Genomic DNA, 16032 nt, shown 5'->3' on the forward strand with positions numbered 1-16032 from the left:
TAAACTTAAGTGTCGGTTTTTACTCCAAAGTGTCCGAATCATTTCCGACACCACTGTCCGATTAGAACCGACATCACTGTCCGAACTCAACCGACATTAGTGTCCGATTTGAACCGTTTTTTGCAGAAGGTTTGTCTTCAACATTAAAAACAAGATTTAGAGTTTTTACCAGTGTGTCTGGTTCTACTATAAGAGTCTCTCCTATGTACCCCACCTGAACATTAGACTTTACTTCATAGATTGGGGTTTTTAACAAAACATAAACTATCGCTCCAAAAGTTACAACAAGAGTAAAAATAACTATGAAGTATTTATAGCGAACTAAAATTTTAAAAAGTTCTCTCAGGTCAATCTCATCTTCTTCAATACCGTTTGCGCTTAAATGTGATTGCTGGATCATTTAAAACACATCCATTGTGGAAACTAAATAGACCCAGACACCTAAAATCACCAGCATCACAACTGAACTCTTAAAATATATATTCACAATTTGCCCTTAATTTTACTATTGGTAAAACTTTACACAAATAGTCCTTTGCATTATCTTACGATATGACAAATTTTTACTTATAGTAAACAAAGGCATCTGTTTTGGAAGTATTTGAGAAAATAAATTATCTTATTAGTGAAAAAAATATGTCCAAAAAAGAGTTTGCAGATAAATTTCTATCTTTAAACCCAAGACTTAGAACAACGGGAGAAGCGCCGAGCTATTCGAGTATTTACGGCTATTTAAGCGGCAGAAGAGAGATAAAAATAGAGCTGATACCATATATAGCAGAAGCGCTAAATATAAAAGAGCAGGAGTTATTCAACTTTGACTTAGAATACTCCACTGAATTCAACATAAGATACTCAAAAGATGTAAGAGAGATTATAGAGCTTATACAATATGCTCCAAAAAATATGATAGAACATATCAAAGTGACTTTGCAAAGGTTTAAAAAAAGCTATGATGATGGAGTAAAAGAGCCTACCTCATCATAATTTCATAAGGGCGCTTTATCTCTCTTATAACCTCATCGACGCTCATGTGGCGCGATTTTCTTAAAAACTCTTTGCTCTCAAGAAAAACCAAAACGGTAGGGATAGCAAAAACGTTAAAATAAGCGGCTGTCTCTTGATCTACTGAAGTGTCTATACTTATGATTTGAAACTCTTTAAAGTTGCTCTTTATTGCTTCAAAAAGCTTTGGTTTTAGGGCGTGACAAACGTTGCATGTGGGTGCTGAAAAGTAGAGCATAACGGCTGGATTTTCTTCTAGAATTTTTTTTATCTCATCTCTGTTTTGCATAAGGGAGCACCTCTTTTTTTGGTGGGGAATTATACACTATCTGTTATAATCCCTTTATGAGTTCCATAATATTTTCAATACTCGGCATCTATATATTTATACTTATCGGCTTTATCGCAAAAATGAGCTTTAAAGAGAGCATCGACGATAAGACAATTACGCTTATAAACGTCTATTTTTTACAGATTTTTTTAACATTTTGGGGACTTCTGATTCGCCCCGTTGACATCACGCTTCTTTATGCGCCCTCCGTATATCTAGTTATCGTTGCTATAGTTTTACTTATCTCGGCACTGGTTGCAAAGAGGCTCTTTGAAGATAAAAAAGAGTACTCCATTGCAACAGTTGCGGCTATTATAGGCAATACAGGAAATTTGGGCATACCTTTAAACATAGCAATTTTCGGTGAAGAGTCCATTCCGTATACGACTATTATAAATCTTATGAACGTGTTTGTTGTTTATACCATAGGAGTTTATTACTACTCAAGAGGGAGTTTTGACGTAAAAACATCGCTAAAAAATATAGTTAAACTCCCTATTTTATGGGCGGCTGTAGCGGCAATAATCCTTAGCATGCAGGGATACAAACCAAACGATGAGATAATGAAAGTGCTTATGATGGGGGCTTATGCTTCCATCGTTATGCAGCTCTTTTTATTTGGTCTTTATCTCTACGGTACTAAAATAAATGAGATAAGCAAAAAACTCACTATCTGGGTTATGAGCACAAAATTTCTATTTCTGCCAGGCATCGCTTTTTTAATTCTCTATAATATAGAACTTGACTCAATGATAAAAGGGATAATCTTTATAGAGCTTATGGTTCCGCTCGCCATTGCAAACGTCAATTTTGCCTCTCTTTATGGCTGCAAACCAAAGGTCGTAACAGCTCTTGTCTTCATCTCCTCCGTTATTTTTATGGGAGCAATTTTTGCGGGTGTTAAGGTGTTGACATATTTATGAACAAAATATATAACATCTACAAAATATTGTATGAAAATTACGGACCGCAGGGTTGGTGGCCTATAACAGGCTATGGATACCACAAACTGGATTACAGTTTTCCAAGAGAGAGCAACGAGATATTTGAGGTCTGCCTAGGCTCAATCCTTACTCAAAACACTACATTTGCTTCCGTCGTAAAATCGTTAAACAATCTACATGTAAAGAGTGCTCTACATGCAGATGCAATAGAGAGTATGGATATAGACGAACTAAAAGAGGCTATCAGACCATCAGGCTATTTCAACCAAAAAACAGAGTATATTTTAGAGTTTATAAAATTTTACAAAAGTCTAAAAGGTGCTACTCCCACAAGAGAGGCTCTTTTACATGTGAAGGGTGTCGGGGAAGAGACGGCGGACTCTATGTTGCTCTACGGTTACAATAAGAGAGAGTTTAAAGTAGATGCCTATACAAAAAGATTGTTAATTGAGTTAGGTTTTGCAGATGAGAAAACAAAATACTCCGAGATAAAATCCTTTATGCAAAGCTCCCTAAAAGAGTGTGTAAAAGATGAGAAGGAGTTGCGCATAATCTATCAAGAATTTCATGCACTTATCGTAGAACACGGCAAACACTTCTACTCGAAAAAGCCTTATGCCAAAGGGTGTTTTTTAAAAGATATTATTTGATTTTTTAAAGAAAGTGGCTTAAATTATCTACATGTAAAAGATACATGTAGATTTCTAACATATTATTTTTTACAGCCGACTGCCGTAATATTGCTTCTGTTTTTGTCTAAAAATTTATCGCCAAAGCCCTTAACCTCTTTTAGTTCGTCTACGCTACTAAAACACTCATTTGCTTTTCTATACTCTAAAATAGCGTTTGCTTTTGCCTCGCCAACACCGTTAATACTCATCAGTTCAGCCTTATCCGCTTTGTTAATATCTACCGCTCCAAAACATAAAACGGCACCCAAAATCAATAGTGACAACAACTTCATTTCTAACTCCTTTTAACTAAAGATGTTAAATTTTACTTTACTAATATTAAATTAACATTAATTATTAATAAAATCTAATAAAATTTTCTATTTTTGCGAGTGGATATCTCTAAAAACTCACTCTTAGATTGCCACGGCTAAAGCCTCGCAATGACAAGCACGACAATCTAGTTTTTAGAAGCGTAAAGGTTTTTTAAAGATTTAATATATATAGGAGATAAAATAAAGAGGTTTTGCTTATAGGCAATTAGCCTATAAGCAAATTATTTAATTTTCGAGAGAATATTTTCTACCGAGAAACCGAACTTTGCAAAAAGTTTATCTGCCGGAGCTGAAGCACCGAATGTATCCATGCCGATAACCTCATCTGCAAAGCGGTACCACTCTAAGCCGCGAGCCGCTTCAATAGCCACTTTCTTGCTATTAGGTTTGATAATCGAGTCGATATACGCTCTATCTTGTTCAATAAAAAGGTCATAACACGGAACAGAAACTACATCTACTTTAGTTCCTTTTTCATTTAGAGCAACTTTTACTTTAAGAGCAAGTTCTACTTCGCTTCCGCTTGCCATCAAAGTTATAGTTGCGTCCTCATCGCTTGCAAGAAGGTATCCGCCTCTATCAGCGCTCCCTTTAACCGCAGCCGGAAGAACTGATAGATTTTGGCGTGAACACACAAAAGCAGATGGAGATTTTTTCATATTAAGAGCAGTTTTCCATGCTTCAATATTCTCCGCACCGTCTGCAGGTCTCCAAACATAGAAGTTTGGCAGCGCTCTAAACTGGCTTAAATGCTCAATCGGCTGGTGTGTAGGACCATCTTCACCGACACCGATACTGTCATGCGTCCAGATAAAAAATTGCTGGATTCCTGCAAGTGCAGCAATTCTTGCTGCAGGTTTTAAGTAGTCTGAAAAGACGAAAAACGTTGCGGAGAACGGCATAAGCGGTCCATAGAGAGCAATCGCATTGGTAATTGAAGCCATTGCATGTTCGCGGATACCGAAGTAGATATTTCTGCCTTTTGGATAAACACCCATGTTAACTAATTCAGTTTTATTTGACGGGCTCAAATCCGCGCTTCCGCCTAAAAAGCTTGGGATGCCTTTTGCGATTGCATTTAAAATTTTTCCGTTTGTATTTCTTGTCGCATCCGCTTTGTCGAATATCGGCCACTGGATTCTTGAAAAATCAGGATTTTGAAGTGCCGCAAGCGTCTCATTTTGCTCCATTAAAGGAAGAGTTTTAAGACTATGTACCCACTCACGCTCTGCCAAATCACCCTTCTCTATCGCACATCTAAAACGAGCCATAACATCTTCATCTACATAGAAACTCTTTGTCGCATCAAATCCACAAGCACTCTTTGCCTCAGCAATCACATCGCTGCCAAGAGGAGCACCGTGAGAGTGATGAGAACCCTCAAGCTTCCCGCCGCCTTTGGCAATAGTCGTATTTGCAATGATAATAGTCGGTTTTTTATTTGTTTTTGCAGTGGTAATTGCATCGTCAATCTCATCAAAATTATGTCCGTCACACTCCAAAACATCCCAACCTTGCGACTCAAAGCGAAGACGGATATTTTCACTGATACTTAAACTTGTCGAACCCTCTATAGTAATTCGGTTAGAGTCATAGATAAGAATCAGGTTGTCAAGCTTGTTGTGTCCTGCGATAGAGCATGCTTCGTAACTAACACCCTCTTCTAAGTCTCCATCACCGCATAAGCAGTAAACATTGTGATCTATAACTTTTGCCGTATCGGAGTTAACCTGAGCGCCCATAAATTTTGAAGCCATCGCAAAACCGACCGCATTTGCAATACCTTGTCCAAGAGGACCGGTTGTTATCTCAACACCCTCCGTATGACCAAATTCAGGATGCCCAGGAGTTTTTGAGTTTAACTGGCGAAAGTTTTTCAAATCTTCGATAGTTAAACCGTATCCCCAAAGATAATAAAGAGAGTAGATAAGTCCTGTTGCATGACCACCAGAAAAAACAACTCTATCGCGGTTTAACCAAGATGGGTTTTTAGGATTGTGATTCAAATGCTCACTTAAAACAACTGCAATGTCCGCCAAACCCATCGGTGCGCCCGGATGCCCTGAATTTGCTGCTTGAACCATATCGGCTGCTAAAAATCTAATTGTGTTTGCCATTTTTTGGCGCATTTCATTACTCATTATCTTATTACCTTTGTTTATTATTTGATGTTATGCACTAAAACGAACGCGTCCGCTTTAGCGGCAGGGACTAAAGTCCCTACAACCCCCTGAAGCTACGAAAAACAAGTTTTTCGAGAACTACAAAGTATTTTTTACGCCTTTTTTGTAAAAATGCGTAGGTTAGCTATTTATGTCTGTTTATATAGTGGACAAGAAGCGGAAGTAGCTCATTTTTGAGCTTCTCATCAAAACCATCCATCTCTTTTGTAAGCGCTTCCGCCAACTCATCTGCTTCTCTTAGCGCTTCATCGAGTCCAATAAGCGTCACAAAACTATTCTTCGCTTTATCATTGTTTGTTAATTTTCCGGCCACCTCCGAACTTTGTGTCACATCTAAAATATCATCTTGTATCTGAAAAAGAAGTCCAAGTCTAATACCAAAATCATAAAGCTCATCGGCAAGTTTCTCATCACCGATAATAATAGCACCCATTTTAAGAGAAGCCGCAATAAGTTTCGCCGTTTTATTTGTATGCAGAACCCTGACATCATCTATGCCAAGCGGTCTGTTTTCAAAATAGCAGTCTATTGCCTGTCCTAAAACCATACCGCCTAAACCACCGTTAGTTGCAAGCTCTCTGATAAGAGCGACTCTTGTATAGTCCGAAAAAGGAGCGTTGCTCAAAACCTCAAAAGAGTAGGTGTTTAACGCATCGCCCACCAAAATTGCCGTCACTTCATCAAATAGTACATGCAGAGTCGGCTCCCCGCGTCGTAGTGGCGAATTGTCCATTGCAGGCAGGTCGTCATGAATGAGCGAATATGTATGCAAAAGCTCAATTGCATAAGCGGCATGACAAGCTCCACCGACCAAAAGAGGATTGTACGCTTTTACAACGCCGAGCAAAAGAGCAGGGCGAAATCTCTTCCCGCCTGCAACTAACATCTTCTGCAATGCCTCTTCATATGTAGGATGAATACTTTTTGAAGCAGGCAGATGATTTAGTAAAAATTGCTCAAAGTTTTTCATTCGTGGGCGCCTCTATTTTTAGTATGAAATTCTATCTAATTTACTTTCACAAAAAACTGAAAATGTTCTCTTTCGAAGAGAAGTTGGGTGCTCTTATTTTGATTATCTACTATTTCTAATATATCGCCCTCTCTCTTTACATCTTTTTTGTTTACCTGAAGCAGCTGATCACCTAGTTTTAGTCCGTGGCGCTCAGCTTTTTTCTCTATTTTAGTTATAAAAAGATTCTTGTCAAACGATATTCCCAAGAACTCTAAAAACGTATCGCTGAGATATCCGCCGCCTACTCTGTTTTGAGTCTTTGCACTTATGGTAAGAAGCTCATTGGCACGCTTTATCTTCAGAGTATGAAGAGAGCCGATTTCACTAAAGAGCACATCTCTCATAAATCTCGCACTCTCTTTTACTCTCTTGCCGTCAAGCTCCACAATTATGTCACCTTTTTTAAAGCTGTTCTCTTTTAAAAACGGGTTGGAGCTTATGACTACTACTGCAGAGTTTACGCTCTTAACCCTTATGCCAAAATCTCCGTAGGTAACTTTTTTTACCTTTAAAAAGCGCTCGATATACTCTCTTTGGATTATCCCACGGTCAGTTACTATTCCCTCAAGTGCACAGCAACTGTTTAGCAATAAGCTAGGCGAAGATATCTGCTTGCTGAATATTGCAAAGCTGTTTAGCCCAACTTGCCTTTTTATGATTTTTCCCTCAATAACGCTTTTGTTGTCTACGCAAAAAACTCCCGAAGGGATATTCATGTTGAGTTTGAATGGATATTTGAAACCTTTTTTATCCTCTACAAGATAGAGCGAGAGGTATGGGTCATGTTTAAGAATTTTAGCATTTGGAGCAGTGGTTGAAAAAATTAATCTTTGATTGTTTTGCAGTGGAATTTGCAGTGTTTGTTTTACGATAGACTCTGAATCTATCACTTTAAGTTTGCAGGAGTCTATGCCACCCTTGCATGCGTAGAGGTTTATAAAAAGAAGGTTCAGCGCTACAAATAGCCTAAACACTACTTGCCTCCAAAAGGATTTACGCCGCTCAGCATACCCAAAGCGCTGTTTTTTCTATTATCCTCTACCATTTTATTGGCATCGTTTATCGCGCCGATTAGCAGTATCTGCAACGACTCTTTATCGCTAAGAAGTGAATCATCAATATTGATATCAGTTACTTCACATTTGCCGTTTATGGTCACTTCAACCAATCCGCCGCCGCTTTTTACCTTAAAAACTTTAGACTCAAGCTCAACTTGAAGTTTCTTTGCATTTTCCTGCATTCCCTCAAGCATCTTGCCCATATTGCTCAAGTTTCCAAACATATCTATATCTCTTCTAAGATTTCTTCGATGTTGTTCTCTTCGTTTACTAAAACAACTCTTGGTTTATATGTTTCTAACTCTTTTTCTTCATAAGTAGCGTACGCAACTATGATAATTTTGTCACCCTTGTGAACTTTTCTAGCTGCTGCGCCGTTTAAGCAGATATCTCTCTTGCCGCGCTCGCCTAATATAATATATGTCGAAAATCTCTCACCGTTATTGATGTTCAATATCTCAACTTTTTGTCCAACCCTCATCTTTGCAGCTTCCATTAGCTCCTGATCTATTGTAATAGAACCAACATAGTTTAGGTTAGCATCAGTTACCGTAGCGCGATGAATTTTGCTGTACAACATTTCTATAGTCATCTTATTTTCCTACATTCCCATCTGTTTTTTCATATCACAAGGAGAGATTGGCTCATCCCACATGTCAGAACCTATAAGGTACTCTTTTACGACACTTCCGCCGATGATGTGCTCTTCTACTATTCTATCTATTTTTTCTTTTGTTAAAGCCGCATACATAAAGTGTCCAGGCTCTACAAGCATAACTGGACCTGAGCTGCAGCGATTTAAACATGATGTACGAATAGGCTGGACTGTTCCCATCACGCCCTCTTTCATCAATTTCTGTGCCAAATACTGGAACAAATCCTGAGTCTGAGGCGTAACACACGAAGGTTTCGGCATGCCAGGAGGAGCTGATTGTTCACATTTAAATATATAAAATGCCGGCTGAGGAATTCCCATTAATACCACCCTTATAAAATTTTTCGCAATTATATCAAAAATAACCTCATAAATAATAACACATAGCAAGAAGTTTACATGCTTAAGATTTATATTACTTTATTTTCAACAACTCTCTTACTACTTCCCTGTCATCAAACGGGAACTTCTCATCATATATAATTTGATAAGTCTCATCACCTTTGCCGAGAATAACGACAACTTCATTATCCCTTTGGTCACTAAGTGCCATCTCGATAGCTTTTTTTCTGTTTAGCTCCACATTGACTATTGCTTTGTCTTCAATACCCGCTAAAATATCATTTACTATGTCTTGAGGATCTTCGTTTCTTGGATTGTCACTTGTAATGTAGAGTTTTTTCGCCAAACTTGCGGCAACTCTCCCCATTAAAGGTCTTTTGCTTCTGTCTCTGTCTCCGCCTGCTCCAAAAACAACAAGAAGCTCTTTCTCTTTTAGCGCGTTTAAAACCTGCTGGATACCGTCTGGCGTATGTGCAAAGTCAACTATAACGTTTGGCACTTCGCTTACCTGCTCCATTCTGCCGCTTACTCCCGCGAAGTTATCTACCACAGCAGCAACATCTTCAAGTTTTTTTCCGGTTAAAAGATGTGTCGCAGATACAGCAGCCATAAGGTTGTAGAGATTGAAAAAACCGTGAAGCGCGGATGTGAAAGGAACAACATCTTTAAAGTGCTGAATTATTCCGCTTGTTGCACTGTTTAGTGAATAGGCGATTAGTCTGTATGTTGAGGGATTTTCTATACCGTAAGTGAAAGTGTTTTTAATACTAAATGATGCTTTTGGCTCATCTTTGTTTATAAGCTTTCTTCCATCATCTTGAAAAAAACTGTTTTTAGTAGCGATATATTCGCCTATCGTCTTGTGAAAATCAAGGTGGTCCTGAGTAATGTTTGTAAGAATTTTAAGCTCAAAATTTAGCCCCTCTACTCTTTTTTGCGCGATTGCATGCGAGCTTACTTCCATTATGAAAAAGTCGCATCCTGCGCATACTGCCTGATATATATGTCTGTACGTATTGAGGACGGAGGGGGTTGTAAGACTTTTTCCCTCTATAGTTTCATCATTCATGAAAAAACCGCGAGTCCCCTGCATGGCAGCCTTATAACCCAAATCCAATAAAAATGAGTAGATTGCGCTTGCGGTTGTTGTTTTGCCGTTAGTACCGGTAATTCCTACAATTTTTATCTTATCAACTCCAAAGAGCTTTGCGACATCTTTTATGTTTATTACTGAGTGTGCACTGTTTTCTCTTGCACTTTGAAGATATTTTTCATTCTGCGGAGTTAAAACAAAAGCCGTCTCTTTGTCGCACTCCCGAGAATTTTCAGTGATATATTTAAAATCTTCCTCGGGAAGCTCAATTTTCAATTTTTTTGCCTTTTGCCAATTTTTTAAGCAGTTTTTTGAGCAATTGGTCGCTCGGATAGACGCTTAGCGCATTTTCAAGATACGTAAGAGCCATCTCCGCAAAATCGTGCTCAATCAGCTTGTCTAAAAAGTCTATAAAATCCTCTTTTTGTGTAATAATCACTCTTGTAGAAAACATTATGTTCTCAAATATTTCTTTAAAATTTCCGCTCTCATCGACTAAATCTTTAAAATCTTTGTACAAAATACCGTCTTCAAACTCGATTCTATCACGCATAGGTTCAGAAAAGACTTCTCGTAATTTTTCCAAAGAGCCGTCCATGTTTTGCAGTATATCGCTCATAATAACATCAGCTTGCTCTTTGTCTTCCTCTTTTAAAACTTCATAGTAGTCAAAAAGAGCTTCTGCGCCGCCCTCTCCGCTTAGTGCCATCTCGGCAAGAATAACGCCGTTATAAGCCTCTTTTGAGTTAGGAAAATTTTGTAGCACTGCGGCAAATTTTTCCAATGCATTTTTATAATCTGATTTGGTAAAGCTCTCTTTTGCTTGCGATAATGTTTTGTATTTGCTAATTGCCATAATACCCCTCCCTCACATTTTTTATAAATTATCCATATCGTTCTCCATGCCAAGCGGCACATTAATTACCGTCAGTTCTGGATGAATATCCATCCTAAGCTGTCTCTCAACGCCATATTTCAGCGTCGTTCCGCTGCTTGCACAACCTATACACGCACCCCTGAGCTGAATGTAGACCTTTGAATTTTTAACTGTTATAAAAATTATATCTCCGCCGTCTAAAGCTAAAGATGGGCGAACCTTGTCAATAACATTTTTCACCGGATTCATCAACTCTTCGTCTGTAAATGGAATCATACCCATCCTTTAATATTTGTCTATTTTATTAGATTCATAAGATATGACAAAATCGCTTAACAAGTGCTAAAAAATATCACCTTCTTTCCAAAGGTAGGATTTGATTCACATACAAAGGTTTTCTCATTCCAACAAGAATATAATCGACATCTTGGCAATTCATTAAAAATTTTATAGCGCACTCCTGCATAGAAGTGTGGCACTCTTTAAAAAAATCTCCAAGCTCTCTCTTGGCAGTTATTGAGCACTCATACGCCACCATTTTCTTGTATTCCGCCAAAAAGAGGTCAATAGAGTTAAGCATTGCATTTCTGATGTTTTCATCCAGTGCCTCTAATGTTTTTTTGATATGCGGGATAATCTGCGTAAACAAAAATATATCATAATTACCTATCCAGCCAAACTTGTGTTTGTTGTCATCAAGCTGCTCTATAAGATTATATAGCGCTTTTAACTCAGGAGTATCGCAAATATCAAGCAGTTCGTTTAAGTGGTGATAATAGTCCCTGCTCTCCTCGTACTCGGCAAGACGGTACATTTTGTTTTTGTATTTTGCATTTAAAGGTCTGTTCGCTAAAACTCTCAGTCCGTTTGCTTTTGCCCAAGAAGCACATTTTAAGCCCTCTCTCTCAAGAATATTAATAGGAAACTCTATAGTTGTAAAGCTATGTCTAGGGTTGCCTACTATATTTGCGGCATTTTGCGCCAAAGTAATCAGGTCCTCATAAGGCAAAAACTCATCATCTGACTCACTCAGAGAAAAACTGTTTGAGCTTATTCCATAAGATAGGATTCTTCCGTCCCTCACTTCCTCTTCAAGACCTACAAAAGCATCTTCAATTCTTCTGCACATCTCATCAAGTCTCTCATCTTTTGGAGTGCCACTGTTTATAGCATCTAAAAGATAGTACTCAGGGTTGTGTATGAGATAACATCCTATTCTATCAAGCTCCAGCCTCTCTAGTGATAGTGTCAGCTGATTATGCAAAAATGATTTTGATATGGAGTGGTAGCAGTCAGTAGAGTACTTAACAACATCTTGAACGCTCCCTCTAAATGCCACATCCTCTTTATAACTCTCTAAAGAGCTGCCCTGTATATATCCGAATTTGCTGAGTACTTCGACTTCATCTTTTATGCTCTCGTCAAACTCGCTAAATGCCAATGCTATTGCGCGCTCAGCTCCGCCGTCCATATAGTTAGACGAGGTATCAATCATTGTTATGCCTGAACGTAAAGCCTCTTTTAATGCTTCTACATGTTGCAAATTTAAATCACTAATTCTGTAAGTTCCAAATGCGAAATTACTCATAATGTCTCACTTATAATTAAAGTATTTTAGAATTGGGAAGTTTATTATGTATATGAAAGGGTTAAAAAGCACGGCTTTGCTGTGCGCGCCCGACTAAGTGCCCTTGGAGTATGGGCTTGACGCCGAGTCTTTATGCCCTATGGGTAAAACTCAGCGTTAGCGTAGCAAAAGGGACTTTGTTCCTTTTGTGTACTTAATTAAACAAGCTCGATAAATGCCATAGTAGTAGCGTCACCACGGCGAATACGTGTTCTAGTAATTCTTGTATAGCCGCCTGGACGATCAACGTACTTAGGAGCTATCTCATTTACTAGAGTCTTTGTTGCTTCTTTACTTTGAAGCGCCGCGAATACTGCTTTATGAGCGTTAGAATCATTCTTACCTGCAACAGTAATAAGCTTCTCAACATAAGAGCGTAGCTCTTTTGCTTTTTCAACAGTAGTTTCAATTTTACCATGTTCTATTAACGAAATGCTTAGGTTTTTAAGTAAAGCTGCACGGTGTGAGCTTGTACGACCTAGTTTACGATATCCATGACGATGTCTCATCTATTATTCCTCTATTAAGCTTATAAAGCTTCTATTTTCTTTTTTAATGCGCTAACAACATCATCTGCAAAGTCGCCACCAACTTCATAGCCGAACTCTTGAAGTTTTTCAACGATCTCATCATACGATTTTTTACCTAGGTTTTTAACATTTTTAAGATCATTTGTGCTCATCAATGCTATTTCACCTACCAGCTTAATGCTTGAGCGGTCAAGACAGTTGAAACTTCTTGCGCTTAAACCTAAACTATCAATATGTGCAGTTAATTTTTTAAGATCCGGGCTCTCTTCAACTCTCTCTATAGTAGTTGGAGCTTTAACGCTTATCTCGCTGTTAAATACTGACAATTGAGCATACATAACTTCTAGAGAGTTTCTAAATGCATCTAACGGAGAAATCTGTCCGTCAGTTCTAATGTTTAAAATAACTCTCTCAAAGTTAGGATTATCTTCTACTAGTACGTTTTCTATTCTATAAGTTGCGCTGCGAACAGGAGTAAAGTAAGCGTCAAGCGCTATATATCCCTCTTCTAGCTCATCATAAGTATTTTCACTAGCGACATAACCGATACCCTGTGCGATTCTGATACTAAAGTTAAGTGTAGAATCTTCATTTAATGTAGCAAGGTGAGTATTTGGAGTTACTATTTCCACTTCATTATTTGTAAGATCACCGCCTTTGATGGTACGGGGACCGGCAAAGCTGTAGTTTATCTCTGTCTCTGTAGCATCACCAAGTAGCTTAAAACGAATCTCTTTAAGATTTAAAATAAAATCTGAAATATCTTCAAGCATACCACGCACTGAATCGAACTCATGCTTAGCGCCTTCAATTTTAATAGCTATAGGTGCATAACCAACCGAGCTACTTAACAAAAAACGGCGAAGTGGATGAGCTAAAGAGATAGCATATCCAGTTTCAAAAGGATATGCCATTATATTAGCTTCATTCTCACTAATCTGCTCTACCTCAAATTCTTGAGGAGCAAGTGGAGTAGTTTTAATCTTTTTCATGTCTCTTACGCCTTTTATATTTTAACTATTATTTCGAGTAAAGCTCGACGATTAAACGCTCTTCTACAGGGATAACAACTTCTTCACGCTCTGGTAAACGAGTAAAGATACCGAATTTTTTATCAGCATCAATATCAACCCATGGAGCAATGCCAGTTTGGTTTGTAAGCTCGATAGCACGGTTAATCTGTGTATTGTTCTTGCTGCTCTCACGAATTTCTATCTTCTGACCAGGTCTTACACGGTAAGAAGGAATATCAAGCTTTGTGCCATCAACCAATAGGTGACCGTGAGTAACAAGCTGGCGTGCAAAACGACGAGTTGATGCAAATCCCATACGATAAACAACGTTATCTAATCTTTGCTCAATTAAAGTAATAAGGTTTGTACCAGTGTTACCTTCTCTTCTTTTAGCTTCAACGAACAGTGCGCGGAATTGCTTTTCGGAAATACCGTACATAAATTTTGCTTTTTGCTTCTCATTTAACTGTAATCCGTACTCAGAAGCTTTTTTACGACGCTGGCCATGTTGACCAGGAGCGTATGGACGCTTCTCTAGTGCAGACTTGCCTGCTAAACGACGCTCCCCTTTTAGGTTAAGGCTAACTCCAAATCTTCTTTCGATCTTTTCTACTGGACCTCTATATCTTGCCATCAGTAATCTCCTTAAACTCTACGGCGCTTAGGCGCGCGACAACCATTGTGTGGTAGTGGAGTAACATCTTTCATAAATGTCACACGGATACCTTCAATAGAACCTACTGCTTTAGTTGCAGTTTCTCTTCCTGAACCAGGACCTTGAACTTTTATTCCAAGTTCTTTTATACCATGTACTTGAGCTTTTGCTACTGCATCTTCTACAGCTGCTTGAGCTGCAAACGGAGTAGATTTTTTGCTACCCTTGAAACCAAGGCTACCAGCTGAACTCCAAGCAATCATATTGCCCATCTCATCTGTAATAGTTACAAGCGTATTGTTAAACGATGCAGAAATATGCACTATTCCGTGAGCAATACTTTTTTTTACTATTTTTTTTCTAACAGCTTTTCTTTTTGCCATCTGTTAATCCCTTACGCTGCGCCGACAGTTTTGCGTTTACCCTTACGAGTACGCGCATTTGTCTTAGTTTTTTGACCACGGCATGGAAGACCACGACGGTGACGAAGACCTCTGTATGAACCTAAATCCATAAGCGCCTTAATGTCCATTGCAACTTGTTTACGAAGATCACCTTCTACTATATGACTTGCACGAATCTCTTTAGTGATTGCAGCTACATCATCTTCGCTTAGTTCGTAAACTCTTTTATTGTAGTCAATACCTGTCGCATCTAATATCTTGCGAGAAGCATGAAGACCAATCCCATAGACGTATGTTAGACCATACTCTATTCTTTTTTTCTTTGGTAAATCAACACCTGATATACGAGCCATGGTTATCCTTGTCTCTGTTTATGTTTTTTAACTTTGCAGATTACTCTTACAATGCCTTTTCTTTTGATAACTTTACAGTCATCACACATCTTCTTAACTGAAGCTCTTACTTTCATCGAAAGTCCTTACAATAAATTCTCATAAAATCCGAACAAAGCCCGGTTTTTACTCTGTCACTAAAGCTCTGCCAAGCGGCAAGAGTTAATGAAACCTAATAAATCCCCTGCTATTTACTGCTTTTAGGCAAACAACTTTTAGTTTGCCAATACTTTTGTCTATACATAACTATATAGGTAAAAATACTCTAGCCTGTTGTTAAAGCAGTAAAGCGGACGAGGATTATACACAAATAAATGTAAAAGATTTATTAAGCGCTCTTGTTCTATCTGATTTAATAAACTTTTACTCTATTTATTTACATCTCAGTCCCATATTACACTCACTCCGTAGTCGTGGTTTAGCATAATATGCTTATTGTAGTAAACTTTTTTGCCATATTTTTTACTAAGCAGCTCCACCTCTATGCTTTTATCTTCAATAAGTTCTCTAACCTCTTTATATGATAACCATTTTCCATATTTTGCAAGTGAATTTTGCCAAATTCTAAAACTACATGTAGAATTTGGAGTCAGCTCAAACATCTCCCCGTCCTCAGTTCTCCAATTTGCGTTTGAACATGCATAAAGCTTAACCTTTTTGCCACTCACCTCTTTGTCGCGCACCTCAATAGAACCGTCCTCACAATATGGGCATTTGCCTAAAGTCATAACAACCTCCTCATACAATCACATCGAAATTTTTAAAATATTACTATTTTTAGAGCCACTTGCAAATTCAATCAAGCAACCAAGCCAACACCTTCTAACCTCAATTTTCTAACTTTTTAAAAAACTGATTTTAGCCATTGCCTGTAATTTTACAGTTTTTTGGCTGATTTACTTTAA

General features: G+C 38.1%; 23 protein-coding genes. 3 read left to right on the plus strand and 20 right to left on the minus strand.

The window, feature by feature from the left end; translation table 11 throughout:
* Positions 1–73 precede the first annotated feature (73 nt).
* A complete protein-coding gene (locus K0A91_RS10050; protein WP_295010058.1) occupies positions 74–400 on the minus strand; it encodes a Wzz/FepE/Etk N-terminal domain-containing protein in 327 nt (108 codons plus the stop codon).
* Positions 401–591: 191 nt separating this feature from the next.
* Here K0A91_RS10050 and K0A91_RS10055 point away from each other — a divergent pair, with 191 nt between their 5' ends.
* A complete protein-coding gene (locus K0A91_RS10055) occupies positions 592–987 on the plus strand; it encodes a helix-turn-helix transcriptional regulator (protein WP_295010059.1) in 396 nt (131 codons plus the stop codon).
* Here K0A91_RS10055 and K0A91_RS10060 read toward each other — a convergent pair.
* Complete coding sequence (locus K0A91_RS10060) at positions 974–1294, minus strand: thioredoxin family protein (RefSeq protein WP_295010060.1); 321 nt, start codon at positions 1292–1294, stop codon at positions 974–976. The two genes, K0A91_RS10055 and K0A91_RS10060, sit on opposite strands and share 14 nt — an antisense overlap.
* A 56-nt stretch (positions 1295–1350) precedes the next feature.
* Here K0A91_RS10060 and K0A91_RS10065 point away from each other — a divergent pair, with 56 nt between their 5' ends.
* Together K0A91_RS10065 and K0A91_RS10070 are read left to right on the plus strand one after the other, a co-directional pair.
* Complete coding sequence (locus tag K0A91_RS10065; RefSeq protein WP_295010061.1) at positions 1351–2259, plus strand: AEC family transporter; 909 nt, start codon at positions 1351–1353, stop codon at positions 2257–2259.
* Positions 2256–2930: an endonuclease III domain-containing protein gene (locus K0A91_RS10070; protein ID WP_295010062.1), complete on the plus strand. Its 675-nt coding sequence runs from the start codon at positions 2256–2258 to the stop codon at positions 2928–2930. Before K0A91_RS10065 ends, K0A91_RS10070 begins: the two co-directional genes overlap by 4 nt.
* 62 nt (positions 2931–2992) lie before the next feature.
* On the opposite strand, the gene K0A91_RS10075 is transcribed toward K0A91_RS10070, so the two are convergent.
* The 18 genes from K0A91_RS10075 to K0A91_RS10160 all read right to left on the minus strand — a co-directional run bounded on the left by K0A91_RS10075 (position 2993) and on the right by K0A91_RS10160 (position 15855).
* Positions 2993–3244 carry a helix-hairpin-helix domain-containing protein gene (locus tag K0A91_RS10075; protein ID WP_295010063.1) on the minus strand — a complete coding sequence of 84 codons (252 nt, stop codon included), beginning with the start codon at positions 3242–3244 and terminating at the stop codon, positions 2993–2995.
* Positions 3245–3507: 263 nt separating this feature from the next.
* A complete protein-coding gene (tkt, locus tag K0A91_RS10080; protein ID WP_295010064.1) occupies positions 3508–5427 on the minus strand; it encodes a transketolase in 1920 nt (639 codons plus the stop codon).
* Between the two features lie 166 nt (positions 5428–5593).
* Positions 5594–6439, minus strand: a complete 846-nt coding sequence (locus K0A91_RS10085) for a polyprenyl synthetase family protein (RefSeq protein WP_295010065.1) — start codon at positions 6437–6439, stop codon at positions 5594–5596.
* Positions 6440–6474: 35 nt separating this feature from the next.
* Positions 6475–7455 (minus strand): PDZ domain-containing protein, encoded by a 981-nt coding sequence (locus K0A91_RS10090; protein WP_295010066.1) that lies wholly within the window; start codon positions 7453–7455, stop codon positions 6475–6477.
* Positions 7455–7763 carry a YbaB/EbfC family nucleoid-associated protein gene (locus K0A91_RS10095; protein WP_295010067.1) on the minus strand — a complete coding sequence of 103 codons (309 nt, stop codon included), beginning with the start codon at positions 7761–7763 and terminating at the stop codon, positions 7455–7457. The genes K0A91_RS10090 and K0A91_RS10095 overlap by 1 nt, the downstream gene beginning before the upstream one ends.
* A gap of 2 nt (positions 7764–7765) precedes the next feature.
* A complete protein-coding gene (gene panD / locus K0A91_RS10100) occupies positions 7766–8131 on the minus strand; it encodes an aspartate 1-decarboxylase (protein ID WP_295010068.1) in 366 nt (121 codons plus the stop codon).
* Positions 8132–8140: 9 nt separating this feature from the next.
* Complete coding sequence (locus K0A91_RS10105; protein WP_295010069.1) at positions 8141–8515, minus strand: (2Fe-2S) ferredoxin domain-containing protein; 375 nt, start codon at positions 8513–8515, stop codon at positions 8141–8143.
* A gap of 94 nt (positions 8516–8609) precedes the next feature.
* Positions 8610–9905, minus strand: coding sequence for a UDP-N-acetylmuramoyl-L-alanyl-D-glutamate--2,6-diaminopimelate ligase (locus tag K0A91_RS10110; protein WP_295010070.1), 1296 nt, complete (start codon positions 9903–9905; stop codon positions 8610–8612).
* Positions 9895–10485, minus strand: coding sequence for a hypothetical protein (locus tag K0A91_RS10115; RefSeq protein ID WP_295010071.1), 591 nt, complete (start codon positions 10483–10485; stop codon positions 9895–9897). The genes K0A91_RS10110 and K0A91_RS10115 overlap by 11 nt, the downstream gene beginning before the upstream one ends.
* Before the next feature lie 21 nt (positions 10486–10506).
* Positions 10507–10782: a NifU family protein gene (locus K0A91_RS10120; protein ID WP_295010072.1), complete on the minus strand. Its 276-nt coding sequence runs from the start codon at positions 10780–10782 to the stop codon at positions 10507–10509.
* Positions 10783–10858: 76 nt separating this feature from the next.
* Positions 10859–12094, minus strand: a complete 1236-nt coding sequence (locus tag K0A91_RS10125; RefSeq protein WP_295010073.1) for an aldo/keto reductase — start codon at positions 12092–12094, stop codon at positions 10859–10861.
* Positions 12095–12291: 197 nt separating this feature from the next.
* Positions 12292–12642: a 50S ribosomal protein L17 gene (gene rplQ / locus K0A91_RS10130; RefSeq protein ID WP_295010074.1), complete on the minus strand. Its 351-nt coding sequence runs from the start codon at positions 12640–12642 to the stop codon at positions 12292–12294.
* Positions 12643–12662: 20 nt separating this feature from the next.
* Complete coding sequence (locus K0A91_RS10135) at positions 12663–13655, minus strand: DNA-directed RNA polymerase subunit alpha (RefSeq protein ID WP_295010075.1); 993 nt, start codon at positions 13653–13655, stop codon at positions 12663–12665.
* 28 nt (positions 13656–13683) lie between these two features.
* Positions 13684–14310, minus strand: a complete 627-nt coding sequence (gene rpsD, locus K0A91_RS10140) for a 30S ribosomal protein S4 (RefSeq protein ID WP_295010076.1) — start codon at positions 14308–14310, stop codon at positions 13684–13686.
* A gap of 11 nt (positions 14311–14321) precedes the next feature.
* Positions 14322–14714: a 30S ribosomal protein S11 gene (rpsK, locus tag K0A91_RS10145; protein ID WP_295010077.1), complete on the minus strand. Its 393-nt coding sequence runs from the start codon at positions 14712–14714 to the stop codon at positions 14322–14324.
* A gap of 11 nt (positions 14715–14725) precedes the next feature.
* Positions 14726–15088 (minus strand): 30S ribosomal protein S13, encoded by a 363-nt coding sequence (rpsM, locus tag K0A91_RS10150; RefSeq protein WP_295010078.1) that lies wholly within the window; start codon positions 15086–15088, stop codon positions 14726–14728.
* 2 nt (positions 15089–15090) lie between these two features.
* The gene (gene rpmJ / locus K0A91_RS10155) at positions 15091–15204 is read right to left on the minus strand and encodes a 50S ribosomal protein L36 (RefSeq protein ID WP_008338806.1); all 114 of its coding nucleotides are present in this window, start codon (positions 15202–15204) and stop codon (positions 15091–15093) included.
* A 306-nt stretch (positions 15205–15510) separates the two neighbouring features.
* The gene (locus K0A91_RS10160) at positions 15511–15855 is read right to left on the minus strand and encodes a hypothetical protein (protein WP_295010079.1); all 345 of its coding nucleotides are present in this window, start codon (positions 15853–15855) and stop codon (positions 15511–15513) included.
* Positions 15856–16032: the final 177 nt, after the last annotated feature.

Origin of the sequence: Sulfurimonas sp., assembly GCF_019429335.1 — a bacterium.
GTDB lineage: Bacteria > Campylobacterota > Campylobacteria > Campylobacterales > Sulfurimonadaceae > Sulfurimonas.